Here is a 19,176-nt window from a genome sequence, read left to right on the forward strand (position 1 = left end):
AATGTGTACCACATGCCCGTCCGGCAGGCTTGCCGTCTTCGGCAACAAAGCAGCCGATCTGTCACCACTTGCTTTTATCGGTGAACCAACACGCTTGTCAAAAGAATATTCTCGTCGATAAATAATGGCTAGCAGAGAGGGGGGATCTTTCCATGATGGAATGGCAGGTTGCCAATGCAATACCACACCTGTCGAATCATACGTGCCAAGTTTGGCTATCTAAAACGACTGATATGCAACCATGGCATGTCCGGATGCTTAATGATGAAGAAAGGAAAAGGGCGCAATCTTTTCGAAAGGATCAAGACAGAGCACGGTTCATTATCGGTTGTGCATTAAGTAGACTAGTATTGGCAACCCAATTGAATATGGCCCCACATCAAGTGCCTATTGACCGCACTTGTCCAATTTGCCATAAAGCTCATGGTCGGCCGCGATTGCCTCATGGTTTGCTGCAATGGTCTGTTTCGCATTCTGGCGATGTTATTCTAGTTGCCTTTACCACGGATGCGCCAGTCGGTGTCGACGTTGAATGGATGAATGCCACTTGGGATTTGGATGTCGTCAAAATGGCAGACGGGATACTCACGGAGAGGGAAATAGTACATATATTGCAAATGTCGTCAAATGATCGAATAAGAGGTTTTTTAACCTACTGGACAAGAAAGGAAGCGGTTCTTAAAGCAGCAGGAGAGGGACTGAAAATTCCGCCATTGAATGTGGCAGTATCTGGACCGCAACAAGCACCGCGGCTGCTTGCTTTCACCGGTCGCCCAGATGGTGTAGACAATATTATCCTGCATGATTTGAACTTAGATTTAAACTATGTAGCCGCGCTCTCTATTTTCAGCAAAACGCAAAAAAGAATTGAGCAATATGATGCGAGCGTGCTCATGCAGGAAGGTTTTGGTTGGAAAGATTACTATATTTAACAAAAGTCTTTAGACACATATTAGTGAAGTGTTCTTTCCTCAACATCAAGAACGAGGGGAGCATAGAGTGTGAAGGTATGAATAATCGAAACTAGCTGGCAGAAAAGATTCATGTCTTTTCTGCTGAAGGCGACCGAGAGGTGCTTACTGGCATTCCGAGCTGTTGTGAATAACTTAACCATTTGATATACTATATAATAATGATAATCATTATCAATAAATCGGTTTTGTTGATAGTTATAAAATGCTCATAAACAGCCTTTGCATGGAAGTGAAAAACTTATTAGATTGGTAGAATGTAGAAGCAAGGGTGGTGAAAGTATATGATTCATCACAAAACGATTAAGCAGGAAGTCGACGATTTTTCGTGGGACGCATCGTTTTTTAGGTTGCGGGATATGCAGTTTATGAAAGGAGACAGCAATTGGCGAATTGAGCAACAGCTTACTGCTTCTCATGTACTTATCGTGGTAAAGAGCGGACAAGGACGTTTAACGCTGGACAGTGATGAGTATCGGCTGCGGCCGGATACCGTTTATGTGTGTGCTCCTGGAGAAACTTACGGGATCGAAGTAGAAAAAACGCGTCAGCTAAAAATGTTTCTTTTTAAGTTTGATGTATTTCAAGTAACGGAACAAAGATATGAACGCGTACAACGTATGAAAGAAGAGCGTTTATTCCCGTTGCAGGGAGAAATCCAAGTTTCCCCTGCTGGCCAGCTTGGTTCTTTGTGTGATACGATTTACCATCACTGGCGCAGCGAAGATAGGCTGGAACGCTTTCACAGTCAACTCGCTTTTCAGGAATTGCTTTATTACATTATGAAAAACCGCCGTCTTTTGTCGGAGAAATCGCGAACGTCGCTCGAATTAGCGAAAGAATATATGGAGCGCTATTTTTATGAGAATTTGACGATTGAACAGCTAGCGCGCATAGCGAACGTTAGCCCTAAGTATTTTGTGGATTTGTTTAAAAAAACGTACGGGATCAGTGCCATCGACTACTTGACCGAACTGCGCATCAACAGGGCTAAGCAACTCATGGCGCAATCTGATGCTAAACTACGGGACATTGCTCATCAAGTCGGTTACAACGATGAATTTTATTTCAGTCGCAAATTCAAGAAGAAAGTAGGAGTAACGCCTACCGTTTATATGAAAAGCCGCCGCCGGAAAATTGCAGCCTACAAATCTCCAATTACTGGCCAATTGCTTGCTCTGAAGATCATTCCTTATGCTGCGCCGCTTCATCCGAAATGGACCGCTTATTACTATAAGATGTACCGTGCGGATATTTCCGTACCTCTAAGCGCTTATCGCAAAAATCAACATTGGGAGTCCAACATCAAAACACTTCTCCATGCTCGTCCAGATATTGTGATCAGTACGGATGAGTTGGAGGAGAGGGAGAAAGAAATGCTTGAACAGGTTGCCCCTATCTTTTACGTTCCGTGGATGGAGAAGGATTGGCGGGAGCAATTGTTGCTGACGGCTGAATTTTTAGGAGAAACGAGAGAAGCAGAGCATTGGCTCAAAACATACGAACGGAAAGTAAAGCTTGCTAGAGACCAGCTAAAACGCGCGGTGGGCGATGACACTTTCTTAATCGTGCGGATCTCCAAACAAAATTTATATGTTCACTGCAATCGTAGCATGTCTGAGGTATTTTATCGTGATTTGCAGATGGTTCCTGCGTATCGTGGTGATCGTTTAGTTTACGATCGGCAGACCACGCTTGACCAGCTGACCCAAATTGACGCTGATCGCCTTCTTCTGTTGATCCGACAAGAAGAGGAAACATTAGATTTTTGGAAAACATTACAATATTCCGTGCCATGGCAGGAACTGAAGGCGGTTCGGAACAATAAAGTTTATTTGATTCCTTCAGATCCATGGGTAGAATATTCTGCATATGCACATGACCGGATCATTGATGAGTCATTAAAGCTTTTTTCTGGAGATTGTCCAAAATGAATTCCGGATACCGTCTATGGTCAGAAAAAAGATCCTATTTTATAATCATAAATGATAATCATTATCAATAGCAGGAGTCGAGGGGAGGACTTTAGAACTATTATGAAAAGAAAATGGCTTTATTTTAGTTTTATTGCTTTACTCATTCTAATATTGACAGCTTGCGGTGCGAAACAATCATCTGCACCGGACAAAGCTGCGGAAGGGAACTCGACAAGCAGCGGCACGGCAGAACAAGAGAAGAAAGCTGACGCAAATGAAACAAGAACCATCCATTACCTTGGAAAAGATTATACGGTTCCCGCAAAAGCGGAAAGAATTGTGATCGCCGGCAGTATGGAAACGATGGAAGATGCGCTTGTGCTAGGAGTTAAACCGCTTGGCGGCATCACGGTCGGCGGCAAGTTTCCGGACATGTTCAAGGAAATTACAGGTTCCACCGTATCCATTGGAGAAAAAGCGCAGCCTAATATAGAAACCATACTGAAATTGAAACCAGATGTCATCTTTGCTACTACGAAATTCCCGCCGGATGTTATCAAAAAATTGGAGAAAATCGCTCCGACGATTCCGGTTTCCCATATATCAACAAATTGGGAAGCAAACCTGCGCCTTCTTGCGGAAGTGACAGGCAAGCAAGAACTTGCTGAGAAAATATTGCAAAAGTATAAGGCTGATGTCGCGGCGGCAAAAGCGAAGTTAGGCGATCGGCTAAAAGATAAAAAAGTTGTTGTGATCCGCATTAGAGGTGGCAATATTATGATTTATCGAGAAGATGTATTTTTCAACCCTTCGCTGTACATGGATTTGGGACTGACAGCACCACAAGAGATCAAAAACGCACAAACGCAAGAAATGATCTCTCTAGAAAAATTTAGTGAAATGAATCCAGATTATATCTTTGTGCAGTTCTCGGAGGACGAGAACAAGGATCAGCCTAATGCACTCAAAAACTTGCAAAACAATCCGATTTGGCAAAGCATCAATGCGGTCAAAAATAACAATGTGTTTGTGAATGTTGTTGATCCGCTTGCGCAAGGCGGTACAGCATGGAGTAAAATCAATTTCTTGAAAGCTGCTGTGGAGAAGCTGGGCAATGAATAAAACAAGGCGGTAGCATAATATGCGCTCAAAGATTTGTTTGCCAGCTTTCATACTATGGCTCTCCCCGATTGTGATAGTATTTACCATCATTTCATCTGTTCTATATGGAGCGAAAAATATAGATTGGGCGACGGTTTGGGATGCGTTTTTCCACTTTGATCCGGGCAATGTGAACCATCAAATTGTGATGCATTCCCGGCTGCCAAGGGCGATTGGAGCGCTTCTGATCGGAGCATTTCTAGCCATATCGGGGGCCATCATGCAAGGAATGACAAGAAACTATCTTGCATCTCCTTCTATTATGGGGGTTTCTGACGGCTCAGTTTTTGCCATTACACTTTGTATGATTTTGGCGCCGGGAGCTTCTTCTTTGGATATGATCATGTATTCACTTATTGGCTCGCTGTTCGCTGTAGGCATTGTCTTCGGGTTAGCGTCACTCTTGCCGAATGGAATGTCTCCAGTTCGAATGGCGATCATCGGCACCATCATCGGAACGTTTTTGAGCAGCGTTTCAGCCGCCATGGCTTCTTATTTTCAAGTATCTCAAAACGTCAGTTTTTGGTACAATGCCCGTCTGCACCAGATGGATCCCGGCCTGATCAAACTTGCAGTGCCTTTTGCGCTGGTCGGAGTCGCAATAGCGCTCTTTATTTCTAAATCGATCACGATTATCTCATTGGGCGAGGAAGTGTCCGTGAGCTTGGGGCAGCGAACGATGCTGGTCAAGGCGATGGCTGTCGCCAGCGTCGCCATTTTGACCGGCATTTCCGTTGCTTTGGCTGGTAATATCGGATTTGTGGGCCTGATCATTCCCCATATCACCCGGTTTTTGGTTGGGGTGGATTATCGGTGGATTATTCCTTGCGCAGGCGTTCTCGGAGCCATTTTTCTGGCGCTTTCCGATATTCTCAGCAGGTTCTTAAACTATCCGTTTGAGACACCGATCGGGGTCGTCACTTCCTTGATTGGGGTGCCTTTCTTCCTCTATTTAATTTACAAGAGAGGGGGAGGGAAACATGCTTAAAAATTCGGCGGGACGCTATTGGGCAGTGCTGCTCATAAATGTCGGGATTGTGCTAGTTGCAATTTATATCAGTCTGACGAATGGCGTATTTGACATGACGGTCATAGACGTGCTGAAGACCCTATTGCGAATCGATCCCGTTCCGGATCATGATCTGGTCATTTTCGACTTTCGGTTGCCTCGCATTGTGGTTGCCGCACTCGTCGGGTTCGGTCTCGGCGTTGCGGGAGCCGCGATACAGGGGATAAGCAGAAACGGGCTTGCTGATCCTGGGATTTTGGGCATTAATGCGGGAGCGGGAGCCGCGATTGTCATTTTTATGTTTTTCTTTGAGGGACGAATAACGGGAAGTGGATGGCTGCCCATTTTGGCGATGCCGTTGTTTGGATGGATTGGTGGATTGGGAACTGCTGTTCTGATTTACTTTTTTGCTAGGCGGAACGGGAGGTTGGATCCCCAGGGTCTGATCTTGGTCGGGATCGCAGCAGGTTCCGGGCTCGGGGCCTTGTCTTTATACTTATCCCTAAAAATGAATCCGCAAGACTTCGAGATGGCGACGGTATGGCTTACAGGAAGCATTTGGAACGCCAATTGGCAATATATCGCTTCGATGTTGCCGTGGCTTGTCATTTTAGTTCCTATTATCATCAGAAAATCGTATATTCTTGACTTGCTTCAATTGGGGGAAGACAGTGCGAAAGGCTTAGGAGTTTCCACGGAAAAAGAAAAAAATGTACTGCTCTTAAGCAGCATCGGCATCGTGAGCGCGTGTGTATCCGTGTCTGGAAATATTGGGTTTGTCGGTTTGATTGCCCCCCACATTGCCAAACGTTTAGTTGGCATTCATCATTATCGAGCCATTCCCGTATGCGGAACTATCGGTATGCTTTTAGTCATCATTTCCGATTTTATTGCCAAAACCGTCTTTTCCCCGGTCGAACTGCCTGTCGGGGTTGTCGTTTCCATTATTGGTATCCCTTATTTCGTGTATTTGTTGTTTAAAACAAGAGTGTAGGAAGAAAGTGCCTTATTCATAAGGTGAAATGGAGGATGGTTATGGAACTTAGCCAATTGTTGCGAGAACGTCGCTCGATTCATGTTTTCCAAGATCGTCCCGTATCTCCCGAACTTGTGATGGAACTACTGGAAACCGCCATTTGGGTACCCAATCATCGTCTGACTCAACCGTGGCGTTTCATTCTCACATATGGTGAAGGACGCAGGAAGATCGCCGAAGCTGTACGGAAAATCAAAGAGAGCAAGGAACCCGACCCGGGAAAAAAGAAAGAAGTTGGGCAAAAATTTTATAACAAAATCATGTCCATTCCGATGATTTTGACTGTTCTGATGAAGGAAGACCCCAATCTGATTGTCAGGGAAGAAGATTATGCGTCGACTAGTTGCGTTATCCACAACTTTAGTTTATTAGCATGGGAAAGGGGAATCGGAATGGTGTGGGAGACATACGGATGGTTACATGAATCCATCTTTCGGGAAACAATGGGAATTCAGCCTGGGGAAAAGGTGGTAGGTAATCTTCACATCGGATATCCTGCTAAAATTCCATCTGCACAACCAAGAATTCCTGCCGCTCATTTGATCACTGTCTTCGATCAAGCCTGATGATTGGATCTAAGGAGAGCGATATGAACGGCACATTAGTTATGGAGTCCTTTGAAGGAAGGGAACTCTCATCTATCTCCCTCCCTCCTATGAAACAAGTAGAGCGAAATTCCCGGTTGTTTATGTTCAGGATGGTGGATACTTATTCGATCCTCGCCAGAACCATTCCTTGGTGCGATTGGAACGCATGTTTGCTCACGGTGAACTTGGAGAGCTTTTACTGGTTGGCATTGAGCCGAAAAATCGATTGGATGAATATACGCCGTGGTATGCTAAAGCTTTATCCGATAAATATGCCGATTTTGGCGGGCAGGGCTTCCGCTATCTTTCGTTTCTTGTGGAAGAATTAAAACCTTATATTGATAGAGAATACAAGACGGACAGTCGCCGGCAACAAACGGGAATGATCGGAGCGTCGCTCGGAGGACTGATTTCCATTTATGCTGCTTATTTGTACCCCAATGTGTTTGGGAAAATCGGTTCGATATCAGGATCGTTTTGGTACGAAGGTTTCATCGATTTTATGCAATCGAAAAACGTCGATCCCGGACTGAAAATTTATATGGATGTGGGAAGCGTAGAGGGAATCGAGAAGCAGAGCATCCAGAAAGAAATGGTTTTAAAAACGAAAGAAGCCTACACCATATTATTGAATAACGGATTGACCAGAGAAAGATTGCAGTTTGTGCTGGAAGAAGGCGCACCGCATGACCGCATATTTTTTTCCAAACGATTCCCTGAAGCGGTGAAATGGTTGTATTCGAACGAAACAGAGAGTTAAATGTTCTGCCTACGAATGTTGGTTGTCCGCCAACAATCATCACGCACAAATAAATAAGATGTAGAGGAGGAATTAGCGGTGGCCTACAAGAAAACGGAACAGGCTTCGATGATGGTCAAGAACACTACTGTCCGCGAGTTCACTATACCGCGGACTGAACAGCGCGTGATGTATTCGCGCGCTGGGAACCGAGAATATCGAATTTTTGTGGCCAGACCTGATGGAGAGCCGCCTCCTTCGGGATTTCCGGTTATCTATTTGCTAGATGCCAATGCCGTATTCGGAACGATGGTGGAGGCGATGCGTGTGCAAGCGAGTCGATCCGACAAGACGGGAGTCGTTCCAACCGTGATCGTCGGCATTGGCTATCCGACAGAAATGCCGTTTGCCCCTGCCCGTTTTTATGATTTTACAATGCCGGCATCTGTTGACGAACTGCCTGCCAGACCTGACGGAACCGCGTGGCCGGAAATGGGAGGGGCAGAAGCATTCTTAAAATTTATTGAAGAGGAATTGAAGCCGGAGATAGAATGTGAGTTCGAAATTGACAGAGAAAGGCAAGCGCTCTTTGGGCATTCACTTGGTGGGCTTTTTGCGCTGCATGTGCTTTTCACCAAGCCGACTGCCTTCCGGACGTATATTGCGGGAAGCCCATCCATTCATTGGAACAAACGATTTCTTCTCGAAGCGGAGCAACAATTCGTGTCCCGTTTGGAACGAGAAACGCTAAATGTTGACATTTTGCTGGCAGTCGGAGAATTAGAGAGAAGCCATAAAAGCCGTATAAGTAATAACGCAAAGGAGCTTGCCGAGCGCCTGTCCGCTCTTGCCCATCGCGGAGTATATGTGGAGTTCGAGGAATTTGAGGGGGAAGGCCACGTATCGGTATTGCCAGCTTTGGTCAGCCGCGCCTTGCGGTTTGCATCGAGAAGAAAATAATAATTGGTTTGGTGACGATCATATAATTCTAGAATCGCAGAGTTGGGAAGCATCATAATTGATAGGAACTATCATATGATATTATCTCCTTACATGTGGACAGAAAACGACAGAGACATACTGTCTACTATAAGGGGATATTTTTGTAGAACAAGTTATTGTAAAAACAAATCTAGTATTTCGTCCATTAAGGGTCTAAGTCCTTTTCCCGGATGTCGGTGACCGAACAACACCGCTTCTAGGTTCATTCATTTGTCCATTAAGCGGATGGTTGTTCGGTTGTTTGCCAACGTTCTTGTGACAAAGACAAGTTACCGTCTCCGACAGCCGAAAATATTGCTACATCCTTCTGAATGATGTCAAGTTAAGCTTATATAAGTTGCAGCAAAGATTTCCATATCTCATGCTGGTGTGAATTCATATGGCCACGTGGCGAGTGGACAGTCGGGCGAGAACAAAATCGCAAACTTATTACTATTATTATGAATAAAATCCGGACAGAAAATCATTTTCTCAGTAATAAATAGATGAAATATGGCGCGCCGATTAAGGAGACCATGATACCTGCTGGAATACCGCCTGCTATATTGCGCCCGATTGTGTCAGCAAATAATAAGAGCCATCCGCCAATCAGAATGGCGATCGGGATAAATAGTTGGTTTCTTGGTCCTATTAACGCCTTTGCGATATGCGGAGCCATGAGTCCGATAAAGGAAATTCCTCCGGTGACTGAAACGGCGGAAGCGGCTAGAGCAACAGCAGTGATTATCAATAAAATGCGCTCTTTTTGAATTTCTAATCCGACCCCGATTGCCACCGGTTCACTTAATTCTAATATATTCAACCGGTTTGCTTTGTATAATGTAAACGGTATAAGCACAATTAACCATGGAAGAATGGCCAATATAAACGGCCAATCATCTCCCCAAATATTCCCAGCCAACCATTTTGCGATAAAATCTACTTTTGTCCGTTCGGCAGATGAAATGAGTACAATCATGGCCCCAGAAAGCGCCATGGAAAATCCAACTCCGACGAGCACTAATTTTACTGGTTGAAGGCCTGCGTTTCGTTTATACGATAGCAAATAAATGAAACAAGCCGTGAATAAAGCGCTAATAAAAGCGATAAGCGGAATCAAGTAAGCAAAAGAATCCGACTGTACAGGGAAAAACAAAAAGAACATCGCCACTCCGACGCCGGCGCCAGAATTAATGCCTAAAATGCCGGGATCAGCTAAATCGTTTCGAGTGATTCCTTGCAAAATAGCGCCCGACAACGCGAGGGACATTCCGGCCAGAAGCGTAATCACAATCCGCGGCAGGCGGATGGAAAATAAAATAAATTCTTCTTTAAACGTGCCTTGGCCGAAAAGGACGGGAATCAGCCGGTCATAAGATAGGGAGGAATAACCTGTTCCCATCCCCATCACCATTGTTGCTATGATCAATACCAGTAAAATAACTAGAATCCGCCGCTGTTTTTTGATTAACGCCGATTGAATCATGAGAGTGATTTCCCCCCTTTATGCACGATAAACAGGAAGAAAGGCAGGCCCATGATCGCAACGATTGCCGCCACTGGTGTTTCATACGGTGCGTTGATCGTCCGGCCAAGTGTATCAGCCAAAAGCATCAAAGTCGCTCCTAAAATTGCTGACATTGGTATAATAAAACGGTAATCCGTTCCCACCATTGTCCGAACAATATGAGGCACCATTAAACCGACGAACGTCATATTTCCGGCAAGCGCCACAGAAGCGCCAGCGAGCAGGACAATGGCAAGGAACAGGATTGTTTTTATTTGCATCGTCTTTTGCCCTAACCCAACTGCCACTTCCTCATTTAGGCTAAGAATGGTCAGCTGTCTTGAGAGAAAGAGGGAAATGAGCATGCCTATTGCAATAAAGGGAACGATGACTTGAAGCTGATGCCATGAAGTTCCAATAAATCCTCCTGCCGTCCACATCGACACATCTTTTGAAATTTTAAAATAAATGCCGACCCCTTCTGCGACCGCGTATAGGAATGTGGAAACGGCAGAGCCGGCCAGTACAATTCGAAGAGGAGAAAAGCCTCCTTTTTTCATTGCGCCAATGCCGAAAACCATCATCGATCCGACAGCTGCTCCGATAAAACAAGCAATCGTGATGTAGAAATAATTGGCCGAGGGAATGAAGGCCATTGTAACGGCCAATGCCGCATTGGCACCAGCCGTTAATCCAAGCAGGCCAGGATCAGCAAGCGGGTTTCTCGTGATTCCTTGCATTATCGAACCGGCAGTGGCTAATGCTGCTCCAACAAAAATCGCAGCAATTTCACGTGGGAGGCGAAGCTCACGAATAATCAAAATTTGCTCATTTTTTACATGGGAAGCGAGGGCAAGCCAGACATCTTTTATGGTTGTATTTGCCGCGCCTAGCACCATAGCGATCAAAAACATCCCGACAAGTGCAAAGAGGGCAACAATGAACTTATAGATAAACGGGATAGACCGTTCCGTTTTTGCCGTCATGTTTATCCTCTCTTTTCTTTTTCTTTTCGACACTTAAACGAGGAATTCTTAAACGTAAGAATTCCTCGTCTTCTCCGTTTTACTTACCTAGAAAGTGCTTTTTAAAGAAATCGAGTTGGTATTCTAATGTGATCGGGTCGTTAAAATAGAACTCTTTCGCATTTGCCTCAAATACCCGGTGATTTTTTACTGCCGGAAGGTTTTTGTACGTTTCCGTTTGCTGGAATGAATTGTCGCCATCTGGATTTTTGCTAATGATTAAATAGTCGCCAGCAAACTGAGGAAGAGCCTCTAATGACAGTGCATAATAACCTTGTTTTAACGCCATTTCTTCCACTTTTTTAGGCATTTTTAACTTCATTTCTTGATAAAGAATTTCAGTACCTCGACCCCAATTATTTCCAAAAACATAAAGTTGTTTATCGAAGTTTTCGATGACAGAAACAGTGGCATTTTCGCCAATTTTCGCTCTAATCTCTTCTCCGGCTTTTTGCGCCCGTTTTTTAAAGTCATCGATCCAAGCTTTTGCTTCTTTTTCTTTGTTTAACAGTTTGCCGATTTCTAAGAATTGCGTTAAGTAATCTAATTTTCCGTACGTATACGTGACAGTAGGAGCAATTTTGCTTAATTTATCGACGTTCTTCGTGTTGGACAAACCAATAATTAAATCCGGCTTTAGTTCTATAATTTTTTCGATATCTTCGTCAGACACTACCTCGGCATTTTTCAGCTTGTCTTGAAAGCGAGGATTCATTTTTGACCATTGATCAACACCAACGATGTTGACGCCTAAGGCCATCACATGGCCGGCGAAGGACGACAGCACGACCACACGTTTCGGATGGGCAGGAACCTCGATTGGTCCGTTTTCAGATTGATACGTAATCGTTTCTGGTTTCTTTTCTTTTGCGGCGGAATTGTCTTTATTTTCTGTTGTCTTGCCGCTGCAAGCGCTCATCACTAGTACCATCAGCACGATGAAGGGGATCAATAGTTTTTTCATTTCTTTATTCTCCTTTCAGTAAGTGATATGTCAGGCATATTGGTTTGTTCGTCCGAGGGTCTCGCCCAATTTCGGCATCAATATGAAATACTTGTTTAAGCACATCACGGGTCATCACTTCATCGCCATTTCCGGCTTTCACAATTTTTCCGTCTTTTAAAGCGATAATATAATCTGCAAAACGGGCTGCTTGGTTTAAATCATGGAGAACCATGACGATCGTCCGGCCTTGTTCAACGTTCAGTTTTTGCAATAGCTCCAATACTTCTAGTTGATGGGCCATATCTAAATAGGTAGTCGGTTCGTCAAGGAAAATAATGTCCGTTTCTTGAGCAAGAGCCATGGCGATCCACACACGCTGGCGTTGCCCGCCAGACAGCGAGTCGACAGGGCGGTATTTAAACTCGATCGTCCCTGTTACTTCAAGCGCCCAATCAATGACTTCATAATCTTTTTTTGTTAAGTGTCCGAATCCTTTTTGGTAAGGAAAGCGGCCATAGGAGACCAGTTCTCCGACCGTCAGCCCGCCTGGACTTTCCGGTGTTTGGGGAAGAATCGCCATCTTTCTTGCAAGGACTTTTGTATTTTCATTGAAGATTTGTTTGCCATCTAAAACGACTGTTCCTGATTGAGGCGCAATGATTCGCGTCAATGTTTTTAAGAGGGTAGACTTGCCGCAGCCATTCGGTCCGATAATGGCTGTGATTTTTTGATCGGGAATTTCGATGTTTAAATTTTTCACAATTAAATGTTCATGATAGCCAATATTTAAGTCCTTTGTGTACAGGCGAACCATGGATTTCACCTCCTGTCCTTGAAAAAAACGGTTAATAACGATAATCATTATCATTGCAATACACTATACAATGTAAAGAAATTTGTTCAGATTGTCAATAATCATATTGTAAATGAGCAGAAAAAGCGATATATTTTATTGAGAATGATAATCGTTGATGATTGCTGTGTGAGGTGAAGCCGATGGAACGGGAAGAACTGTATGATGTGACGATCATTGGCGGAGGGCCAGCGGGACTTTACGCTGCTTTCTATAGCGGGCTGCGGAAGATGAAGACAAAGCTGATTGAATATCAGCCGCAATTAGGCGGGAAACTGCATGTCTATCCAGAAAAAATAATTTGGGATGTGGGAGGGCATGCGCCCATTACAGGAGAACAGTTAAGGCAACAGTTAATAAAGCAAGGTTTAACGTTTCATCCTACGGTCGTATTAAATGAAAAGGTAGTGTCCATTAAGCGTCAGAATGATGGCATTTTTGTGTTATCGACGGCTTCCGGACAGCAGCATTTTTCGAAAACAGTGATTGTGGCGGTAGGAAGCGGTATATTAAAGCCGAAAAAGCTAGAGATAGAAGGGGCAGAAAAATTTGAGGCAACGAATTTACATTATACGGTGGAATCGTTAAAGCGTTTTAAAGATAAAACCGTGATCATTTCTGGCGGCGGAAACTCTGCTATAGATTGGGCGAATGAATTAGTGCCGATTGCGAAAAAAGTGTATTTAACCTATCGAAATGAAGCGTTAAAAGGTCATGAATCACAGGTAACGCAATTATTGAATAGTTCAGCTGTTTGCTATTTTAATACGTCGATTACCAAATTAATCGCCAGTGCGAATCATGAAGTCATTGAACGTGTCGAGCTGACAAACCATGAAACGGGAGAGGTTATATATTTGCCGGTGGATGAAGTGATTGTCAATCACGGTTATGAACGTGATACGTCATTACTTGAAAATAGTGAGTTAGATATTAAAATGGCCGATAATGATTATATTGCAGGCAACGCGAATTGTGAGTCCTCCGTACCCGGGCTCTATGCGGCTGGCGATATTTTGAAATATGACGGAAAGTTAAATTTAATCATCGGTGCTTTTCAAGACGCAGCAAATGCGGTCAATAGCGCCAAACGGTTTATTGAGCCTGCGGCTGATCCATTTGGAATGGTTTCTTCGCATAACGAAATCTTTAAAAAACAAAATCAGGAGTTCATTAAACAAATGATGAAATAAAAAACGGATTTTTTCACTGTACTTCCAGGTTTGTTTTTTATGAAGGTTACGTGAAGAGCAATCTCACAGTGCTGGATAGATGGGAGTCAGTTATCCACTCGATAAGTGTGTTTGGTTGTGTAATAGAGCCAATAATGAAAGTCTTCACGGATTACGGGGAGAGCGGATATGCAAATATGCGTTCCCCTGTTATTTTTTCACGGAAGCCCGCTAAGCAGAGAGAGAATCAAAAGATTTTAAAATTCGAAAGATGAGCCTTTTTTGCTTTAATAACAGTTTTATGGGATGAATTTTTTCCTGTTGATTATAAGTTAATGATTATGTTATACTACTTATCGAATTTTGAAAATGGAGGGTTTCCTTGTGACATTTATCAGACTTCGATCCCAAGCTTTGAACGGGTAATTGAATACGTTCAAAGGCTCTGCCTGTGTGTAGAGTAAATGGGATTGGTCTGCCTATTTTTAAGGAAACCTGTTGTTTTATGATAATATGAAAAATAGGGGGGCGAATCTGCCCTCTTTTTTTGTTTTTCTTTAAAAAATATTCGATAAGGAATGTTTCTTGGTATTCTTATCCACATCGCAATTCGGTTGCCTTTTTTGCTGTAATTTCATGACGTGTGGGTAGGGTTTAGTTAAGTATGCCATTCTTTATTGGAAGGCCAGAATTGTGACCGGGAAAAGAATCGTCGTTTTCTTCTGAAAATCACTGATCCTTTTTGGTTTCTTAGATAGGTCCATATTCCTTTACTGAAACACAGGCAGATCGCCTGTGTTTTTTTATTTTGTCAAAGTAATGGAGGATCTATATGAAAAAACAAAATAAACGTAATCGTAAGATTCGCAAATATATAGAGTGGCCTAATTTTTCTGGTCAACATCTTTTGCATAACAAGCGGATCATTAATGACTTAATTCAAATGGCAAATTTGACTTCTAATGACACCGTATTGGATCTTGGAGCGGGAAAAGGAGCACTGACGTTTCCGGTGGCAGAAAAAGCAGGAAAGGTTATCGCTGTAGAGTATGACCCTCGCTTTGTAGAGATTCTTAAGAAAAAAGCGGAAGCTTATCCTAATATTAAAGTTATTCAACAAGATATTTTAAAGCTTCGTCTTCCTAAAGAACCTTTTATTGTCGTAGCTGGCATCCCATATGCTATTACGACGCCAATTATGAAAATGCTTCTTCATCAACCTGCTAATTCATTACAAAGAGCCGTGTTAGTGATGGAAAAAGGAGCAGCTAAGCGTTTCACTTCTTATCCCATTACGAATCCGCTTATTTTAAAGTGGCGAATGTGGTTTGATTTAGGATATGTAAGAGAAATTTCTCGTGAAAACTTTTCCCCTCCACCAAAGGTAGATTCCGCCATCTTAATCATACGGAGGAAAAAGAAACCTAGCATTCCATACAAATATCATGACAGTTTTTTAGGGTTGGCTGAATATGCTTTGAAATATCCGCAACTGCCATTGTACGAAGCGTTGAAAGGAGTGTTTACTCCTCCGCAAATAACCCGTTTGGTTCGAAATCTCGGCGTCAACCGAAATATAGCCATTTGTTTGCTGAATGAAATTCAGTGGGGGATCGTTTTCCATACGATGGTCCAGTATGTCCAACGTCCGTACTGGCCAAAAGCCAAAAAGCACAAAAATAACTAATTATTATAAAAGGTGGGGGCATTGTTAAAATGAGCAAAAAAATCATATGCGCCAAACTGATAAATAAATTTGAAAAGATTTTCCAATGTCCAATTTGTTCGTCTCCTATGGGAATCGTGGACTTGAAAAGTTTAATTTGCTCTAACAACCATACTTTTGATATCGCCAAGCAGGGATATGTAAATTTGATGACTCGTTCTCTCGCAACGAGGTACGATAAAGAATTATTTGAATCACGTAAGATTATTGCTGAAAGTGGATTTTTTGAACCGTTATACAAGATGGTTAGTGAATGGATAAAAAATGAAGTGCGTTTAGAGGAAGAAACGGTAAAAATACTAGACACAGGATGCGGAGAGGGATCGCATTTATCCAGGATCAAGCAGAAAATCAGTTCTCATTCCACCGGTGAAGTATTGGGAGTGGGGATTGATATAGCGAAAGAGGGTATTTTGGTAGCAGCTAAGCATCATTCAAACATGATTTGGTGCGTCGCTGATCTTGCACACAGCCCTTTTAGGAGCAACACATTTGACGTAATCCTTAACATCCTGTCGCCAGCAAACTATAAAGAATTCCAAAGACTGCTGAATGACAACGGCATCGTCATAAAAGTGATTCCTCGAAGTGATTATCTGAAAGAACTAAGGGAAGTTTTCTTTGATGAACCAGAAAAGCAGTCTTATTCTAATCAAAAGATAGTTCGAAGATTTAATGCTAACTTTGAAACTGTGGACATGTTTCGGTTGTGTTACAGTGTTTCTTTGAGTAAAGCGCTGATTCCACCGTTGATTCGCATGACTCCTTTATCATGGTCTGCAACAGCGGAAAAGATAGAGGCATTGTTAAACATGAATTTATCCGAAATAACCATCGATCTAGATGTTTTAATTGGAAAAAAATAAGGTCATTTTGCGTTTACAGATGGCTTTGTTTAGTTAACACCGTTCGGATCTCTGAACGGTGTTATGCATATTTTGTGCATCGAATGCAATATTTTTCAAAACATATGTTGACTCTCACGCCACGTGATACTTTATAGTGAATGTTGAAGGGAGGCCGAAATGATGGCAATGAAAGTGAAAGAAGTGGCGGATTTAGTTGGCATTAGTGTGCGCACACTGCATTATTATGATGAAATCGGGCTATTAACCCCAGAGAAGACAACCGAGTCCGGTTATCGCCTTTATACAGATGATGACCTTGAGAAATTGCAACAAATCTTATTTTTCAAAGAGCTTGGCTTCCCTTTAAAAAAAGTCAAAGAAATTATCAATAGTCCTTCGTTTGATCGATATGAGGCGTTGGTGCTGCAGCGAAAAATGCTGCTGGAGAAACGCAGGCGGCTCGATAAAATGATTGCTACGATTGATAAGACCATTCAGCATATGAAAGGAGAAATTCAAATGACGAACAAAGAGAAGTTTGAAGGCTTTGATTTTCGTCATAATCCATACGAACAAGAAGCCCGTAAACTCTGGGGAGATGAAGCTGTCGACAATGCGAACGCCAAATTAAGGAACATGTCTAAAGAAGAACAAGAAGCTATGGTTAAAGCAATGAATTCGATCTATCAAAAACTTGCGGCCCTTCGCCATGGCTCTCCTGAATCAGAAGAGGCGCAAGCGGCAATTAAAGAATGGTATGATTTTTTGAACAATAACTTCGGCAATTACTCGCTCGAAGCGTTCAAAGGATTAGGGCAAATGTACGTGGATGATGCACGCTTCACCAAAAACATCGACCAATTTGGGGAAGGATTAGCGAAGTTTATGCGCGATGCTATGGCAGTCTTTGCGGATAAAAACAAAAAATAATGTGAACAAAAGCAGGGCAATTCCCTGCTTTTGTTGCTATTGCCACAAACTCCATAAGCTTTTACTTAAGTAGATGGCGCTGCAGGCAGGGAAACACATTTGCAAACAACAGGGAAAGGGAAAATATACCGCCAATCCCTGTCTTAATCCATCTATAACGATGGGTTTACTTTTTTTTGAGAAAAATTATATAATATGTATTAAATTCTGAAATAAATTAAGGTTCTGTTAATTGATGGGAAGATCCATGCGAGCCTAATGGACGGCACTAATTTTTTACCAAGATCCCTTATCCAGAAAAGTAAAGGAGAGAGAGTAGATGAATAGACGTGATCATCGCGAAGCGCGGAATCTTGAAGGGCTACGAACGGAAACATTGGTCGTACATGGAGACGATTGGGTAGCGGACGATGGAGGGGTGGCTCCGCCAATTTATTACACAGCCACGTTTCGTGCGCATAATTCCCGCGAATTTGCGGAAATGGCGGGAACCCCCCGGCATCCACGGTATTACACACGTTATGGGAACCCATTATATGAGCGTGTCGCAAGGATTATGGCTGAGCTGGAAGGCACTGAAACCGCGCTTGTCACTGGTTCCGGGATGGGGGCAATCGCTACGACCATTTTAGCTTTAGTTAGTGCAGGAGATCATGTGATCGCACAGACTCGGCACTATATGAGCACCGCCAAGATCATGGATGAGATGTTGCCGCGATTTGGAGTGGAAGTGACTCTGGTCGAACAATCGGACATCAACGCTTTTGCGGAAGCGATACGGCCTAACACAAAGCTCATCATGGTGGAGACGCCAGCCAATCCGACTTTAGTGTTGACGGATTTGGCTGCGGTGGTGGAATTGGCGCGTCCGCAAGGAATTATCGTTGTGGCTGATAACACGTTTGCGTCGCCGATCAATCAGCGTCCTCACGATTTCGGTGTCGATATCGTTATTCACAGCGCAACAAAATATTTGGGGGGACACCATGATTTGACGGCCGGTGTCATCTGCACGAGCGAGGAGCTAGCTGAGCGTATTTGGCATACGCATATTTCCATTGGTTCGGTCCTTTCGCCAATGGATGCATGGTTATTATTGCGCGGTCTGCGTACGCTTCCGATACGAATGGAACGCATTAACGCCAACGCTTTAGCTTTGGCTGAATTTTTGGAGGAGCAGCCGCAGGTAGAGCGGGTGTATTATCCTGGCCTTCCTAGCCATCCACAACACGAATTGGCAAAACGGCAAATGCGAGGGTTCGGGGCGGTCATTGCCTTTGCCATCAAAGGTGGTTATGAAGAAACTCAGCGGTTTGTTTCCGCGTTAAAACTGCCGCCTAATGCAGTGAGTCTGGGAGGAGTCGATTCCCTTGTGGTACATACAGCAGCAATGTGGGAAGGAGTGATGACCGAGGAGCAAATGCGGACCGCTGGCATTCCGGCCAATTTCGTGAGATTCTCGGTTGGCCTCGAGCATATCGATGACCTGAAAGCGGATGTGTGGCAGGCTTTGCAGACGATTTAAAATCGTGTTAAGGCTTCTTCACAATGAGTGGTTGTACTATAAGCGGTGGTGAAAAAACATGAGAAACGCACTTTTCCACGGGGAGTTCAACGCAATATCGTCTGCAAGCGGAGCATGGAGTGTAAGCGGCTGTAGAATCTGCCCGAACAATTGCGGGTTTTTCAAGTATGACGACAAAGTTCGCAAGTCCGGATTTTGGGGCTTGCTTTTTTATGGAATGGACATATGCGAAGCGACAAAAGGA

Annotated in this window: 17 protein-coding genes; 13 read left to right on the top strand and 4 right to left on the bottom strand. The window is 43.5% G+C overall.

What is annotated here, in order from left to right; translation table 11 throughout:
* Positions 1 to 152 precede the first annotated feature (152 nt).
* The 8 genes from MWM02_RS01095 to MWM02_RS01130 all read left to right on the top strand — a co-directional run bounded on the left by MWM02_RS01095 (position 153) and on the right by MWM02_RS01130 (position 8,379).
* The gene (locus MWM02_RS01095; protein ID WP_244402747.1) at positions 153 to 932 is read left to right on the top strand and encodes a 4'-phosphopantetheinyl transferase family protein; all 780 of its coding nucleotides are present in this window, start codon (positions 153 to 155) and stop codon (positions 930 to 932) included.
* A 323-nt stretch (positions 933 to 1,255) separates the two neighbouring features.
* The gene (locus MWM02_RS01100) at positions 1,256 to 2,905 is read left to right on the top strand and encodes an AraC family transcriptional regulator (RefSeq protein ID WP_244402748.1); all 1,650 of its coding nucleotides are present in this window, start codon (positions 1,256 to 1,258) and stop codon (positions 2,903 to 2,905) included.
* Positions 2,906 to 3,007: 102 nt separating this feature from the next.
* Positions 3,008 to 4,009, top strand: a complete 1,002-nt coding sequence (locus tag MWM02_RS01105) for an ABC transporter substrate-binding protein (RefSeq protein WP_244402749.1) — start codon at positions 3,008 to 3,010, stop codon at positions 4,007 to 4,009.
* A gap of 19 nt (positions 4,010 to 4,028) precedes the next feature.
* Positions 4,029 to 5,036 carry a FecCD family ABC transporter permease gene (locus MWM02_RS01110; RefSeq protein WP_064552324.1) on the top strand — a complete coding sequence of 336 codons (1,008 nt, stop codon included), beginning with the start codon at positions 4,029 to 4,031 and terminating at the stop codon, positions 5,034 to 5,036.
* Positions 5,029 to 6,051, top strand: a complete 1,023-nt coding sequence (locus MWM02_RS01115) for a FecCD family ABC transporter permease (protein ID WP_244402750.1) — start codon at positions 5,029 to 5,031, stop codon at positions 6,049 to 6,051. Before MWM02_RS01110 ends, MWM02_RS01115 begins: the two co-directional genes overlap by 8 nt.
* Positions 6,052 to 6,092: 41 nt before the next feature.
* Positions 6,093 to 6,659: a nitroreductase family protein gene (locus MWM02_RS01120; protein WP_064552322.1), complete on the top strand. Its 567-nt coding sequence runs from the start codon at positions 6,093 to 6,095 to the stop codon at positions 6,657 to 6,659.
* Between the two features lie 70 nt (positions 6,660 to 6,729).
* On the top strand, positions 6,730 to 7,440 hold the full coding sequence (locus MWM02_RS01125) for an alpha/beta hydrolase (protein ID WP_244403578.1): 711 nt from the start codon (positions 6,730 to 6,732) through the stop codon (positions 7,438 to 7,440).
* Positions 7,441 to 7,518: 78 nt separating this feature from the next.
* Positions 7,519 to 8,379, top strand: a complete 861-nt coding sequence (locus MWM02_RS01130; protein WP_275973743.1) for an alpha/beta hydrolase — start codon at positions 7,519 to 7,521, stop codon at positions 8,377 to 8,379.
* A gap of 505 nt (positions 8,380 to 8,884) precedes the next feature.
* Here the strand turns inward: MWM02_RS01130 and MWM02_RS01135 are convergent.
* From MWM02_RS01135 to MWM02_RS01150, 4 genes are all read right to left on the bottom strand, one after another.
* Positions 8,885 to 9,886, bottom strand: coding sequence for a FecCD family ABC transporter permease (locus tag MWM02_RS01135; protein WP_244402751.1), 1,002 nt, complete (start codon positions 9,884 to 9,886; stop codon positions 8,885 to 8,887).
* Positions 9,883 to 10,893, bottom strand: coding sequence for a FecCD family ABC transporter permease (locus MWM02_RS01140; protein WP_064552318.1), 1,011 nt, complete (start codon positions 10,891 to 10,893; stop codon positions 9,883 to 9,885). The genes MWM02_RS01135 and MWM02_RS01140 overlap by 4 nt, the downstream gene beginning before the upstream one ends.
* 79 nt (positions 10,894 to 10,972) lie before the next feature.
* A complete protein-coding gene (locus MWM02_RS01145) occupies positions 10,973 to 11,896 on the bottom strand; it encodes an iron-hydroxamate ABC transporter substrate-binding protein (protein ID WP_244402752.1) in 924 nt (307 codons plus the stop codon).
* A gap of 4 nt (positions 11,897 to 11,900) precedes the next feature.
* Complete coding sequence (locus MWM02_RS01150) at positions 11,901 to 12,692, bottom strand: ABC transporter ATP-binding protein (RefSeq protein ID WP_244402753.1); 792 nt, start codon at positions 12,690 to 12,692, stop codon at positions 11,901 to 11,903.
* A 182-nt stretch (positions 12,693 to 12,874) separates the two neighbouring features.
* Here MWM02_RS01150 and MWM02_RS01155 point away from each other — a divergent pair, with 182 nt between their 5' ends.
* From MWM02_RS01155 to MWM02_RS01175, 5 genes are all read left to right on the top strand, one after another.
* On the top strand, positions 12,875 to 13,924 hold the full coding sequence (locus MWM02_RS01155; protein ID WP_244402754.1) for an NAD(P)/FAD-dependent oxidoreductase: 1,050 nt from the start codon (positions 12,875 to 12,877) through the stop codon (positions 13,922 to 13,924).
* An 811-nt stretch (positions 13,925 to 14,735) separates the two neighbouring features.
* A complete protein-coding gene (erm, locus tag MWM02_RS01160) occupies positions 14,736 to 15,590 on the top strand; it encodes a 23S ribosomal RNA methyltransferase Erm (protein WP_244402755.1) in 855 nt (284 codons plus the stop codon).
* Between the two features lie 29 nt (positions 15,591 to 15,619).
* A complete protein-coding gene (locus MWM02_RS01165) occupies positions 15,620 to 16,495 on the top strand; it encodes a putative RNA methyltransferase (RefSeq protein WP_244402756.1) in 876 nt (291 codons plus the stop codon).
* Between the two features lie 162 nt (positions 16,496 to 16,657).
* Complete coding sequence (locus tag MWM02_RS01170) at positions 16,658 to 17,407, top strand: MerR family transcriptional regulator (RefSeq protein WP_244402757.1); 750 nt, start codon at positions 16,658 to 16,660, stop codon at positions 17,405 to 17,407.
* Between the two features lie 319 nt (positions 17,408 to 17,726).
* Positions 17,727 to 18,932, top strand: coding sequence for a trans-sulfuration enzyme family protein (locus tag MWM02_RS01175; protein WP_244402758.1), 1,206 nt, complete (start codon positions 17,727 to 17,729; stop codon positions 18,930 to 18,932).
* Positions 18,933 to 19,176 lie beyond the last annotated feature (244 nt).

The sequence above is a fragment of the Parageobacillus sp. KH3-4 genome, assembly GCF_022846435.1.
Lineage (GTDB): Bacteria > Bacillota > Bacilli > Bacillales > Anoxybacillaceae > Parageobacillus > Parageobacillus thermoglucosidasius_A.

Excerpts from the sequence above, each read along its gene's own strand:
- MWM02_RS01095 (WP_244402747.1), top strand. The coding sequence starts at position 153 with ATGATGGAATGGCAGGTTGCCAATGCAATACCACACCTGTCGAATCAT.
- MWM02_RS01100 (WP_244402748.1), top strand. The coding sequence starts at position 1,256 with ATGATTCATCACAAAACGATTAAGCAGGAAGTCGACGATTTTTCGTGG.
- MWM02_RS01105 (WP_244402749.1), top strand. The coding sequence starts at position 3,008 with ATGAAAAGAAAATGGCTTTATTTTAGTTTTATTGCTTTACTCATTCTA.
- MWM02_RS01110 (WP_064552324.1), top strand. The coding sequence starts at position 4,029 with ATGCGCTCAAAGATTTGTTTGCCAGCTTTCATACTATGGCTCTCCCCG.
- MWM02_RS01115 (WP_244402750.1), top strand. The coding sequence starts at position 5,029 with ATGCTTAAAAATTCGGCGGGACGCTATTGGGCAGTGCTGCTCATAAAT.
- MWM02_RS01120 (WP_064552322.1), top strand. The coding sequence starts at position 6,093 with ATGGAACTTAGCCAATTGTTGCGAGAACGTCGCTCGATTCATGTTTTC.
- MWM02_RS01135 (WP_244402751.1), bottom strand. The coding sequence starts at position 9,886 with ATGATTCAATCGGCGTTAATCAAAAAACAGCGGCGGATTCTAGTTATT.
- MWM02_RS01140 (WP_064552318.1), bottom strand. The coding sequence starts at position 10,893 with ATGACGGCAAAAACGGAACGGTCTATCCCGTTTATCTATAAGTTCATT.
- MWM02_RS01145 (WP_244402752.1), bottom strand. The coding sequence starts at position 11,896 with ATGAAAAAACTATTGATCCCCTTCATCGTGCTGATGGTACTAGTGATG.
- MWM02_RS01150 (WP_244402753.1), bottom strand. The coding sequence starts at position 12,692 with ATGGTTCGCCTGTACACAAAGGACTTAAATATTGGCTATCATGAACAT.
- MWM02_RS01155 (WP_244402754.1), top strand. The coding sequence starts at position 12,875 with ATGGAACGGGAAGAACTGTATGATGTGACGATCATTGGCGGAGGGCCA.
- erm (WP_244402755.1), top strand. The coding sequence starts at position 14,736 with ATGAAAAAACAAAATAAACGTAATCGTAAGATTCGCAAATATATAGAG.
- MWM02_RS01165 (WP_244402756.1), top strand. The coding sequence starts at position 15,620 with ATGAGCAAAAAAATCATATGCGCCAAACTGATAAATAAATTTGAAAAG.
- MWM02_RS01170 (WP_244402757.1), top strand. The coding sequence starts at position 16,658 with ATGGCAATGAAAGTGAAAGAAGTGGCGGATTTAGTTGGCATTAGTGTG.
- MWM02_RS01175 (WP_244402758.1), top strand. The coding sequence starts at position 17,727 with ATGAATAGACGTGATCATCGCGAAGCGCGGAATCTTGAAGGGCTACGA.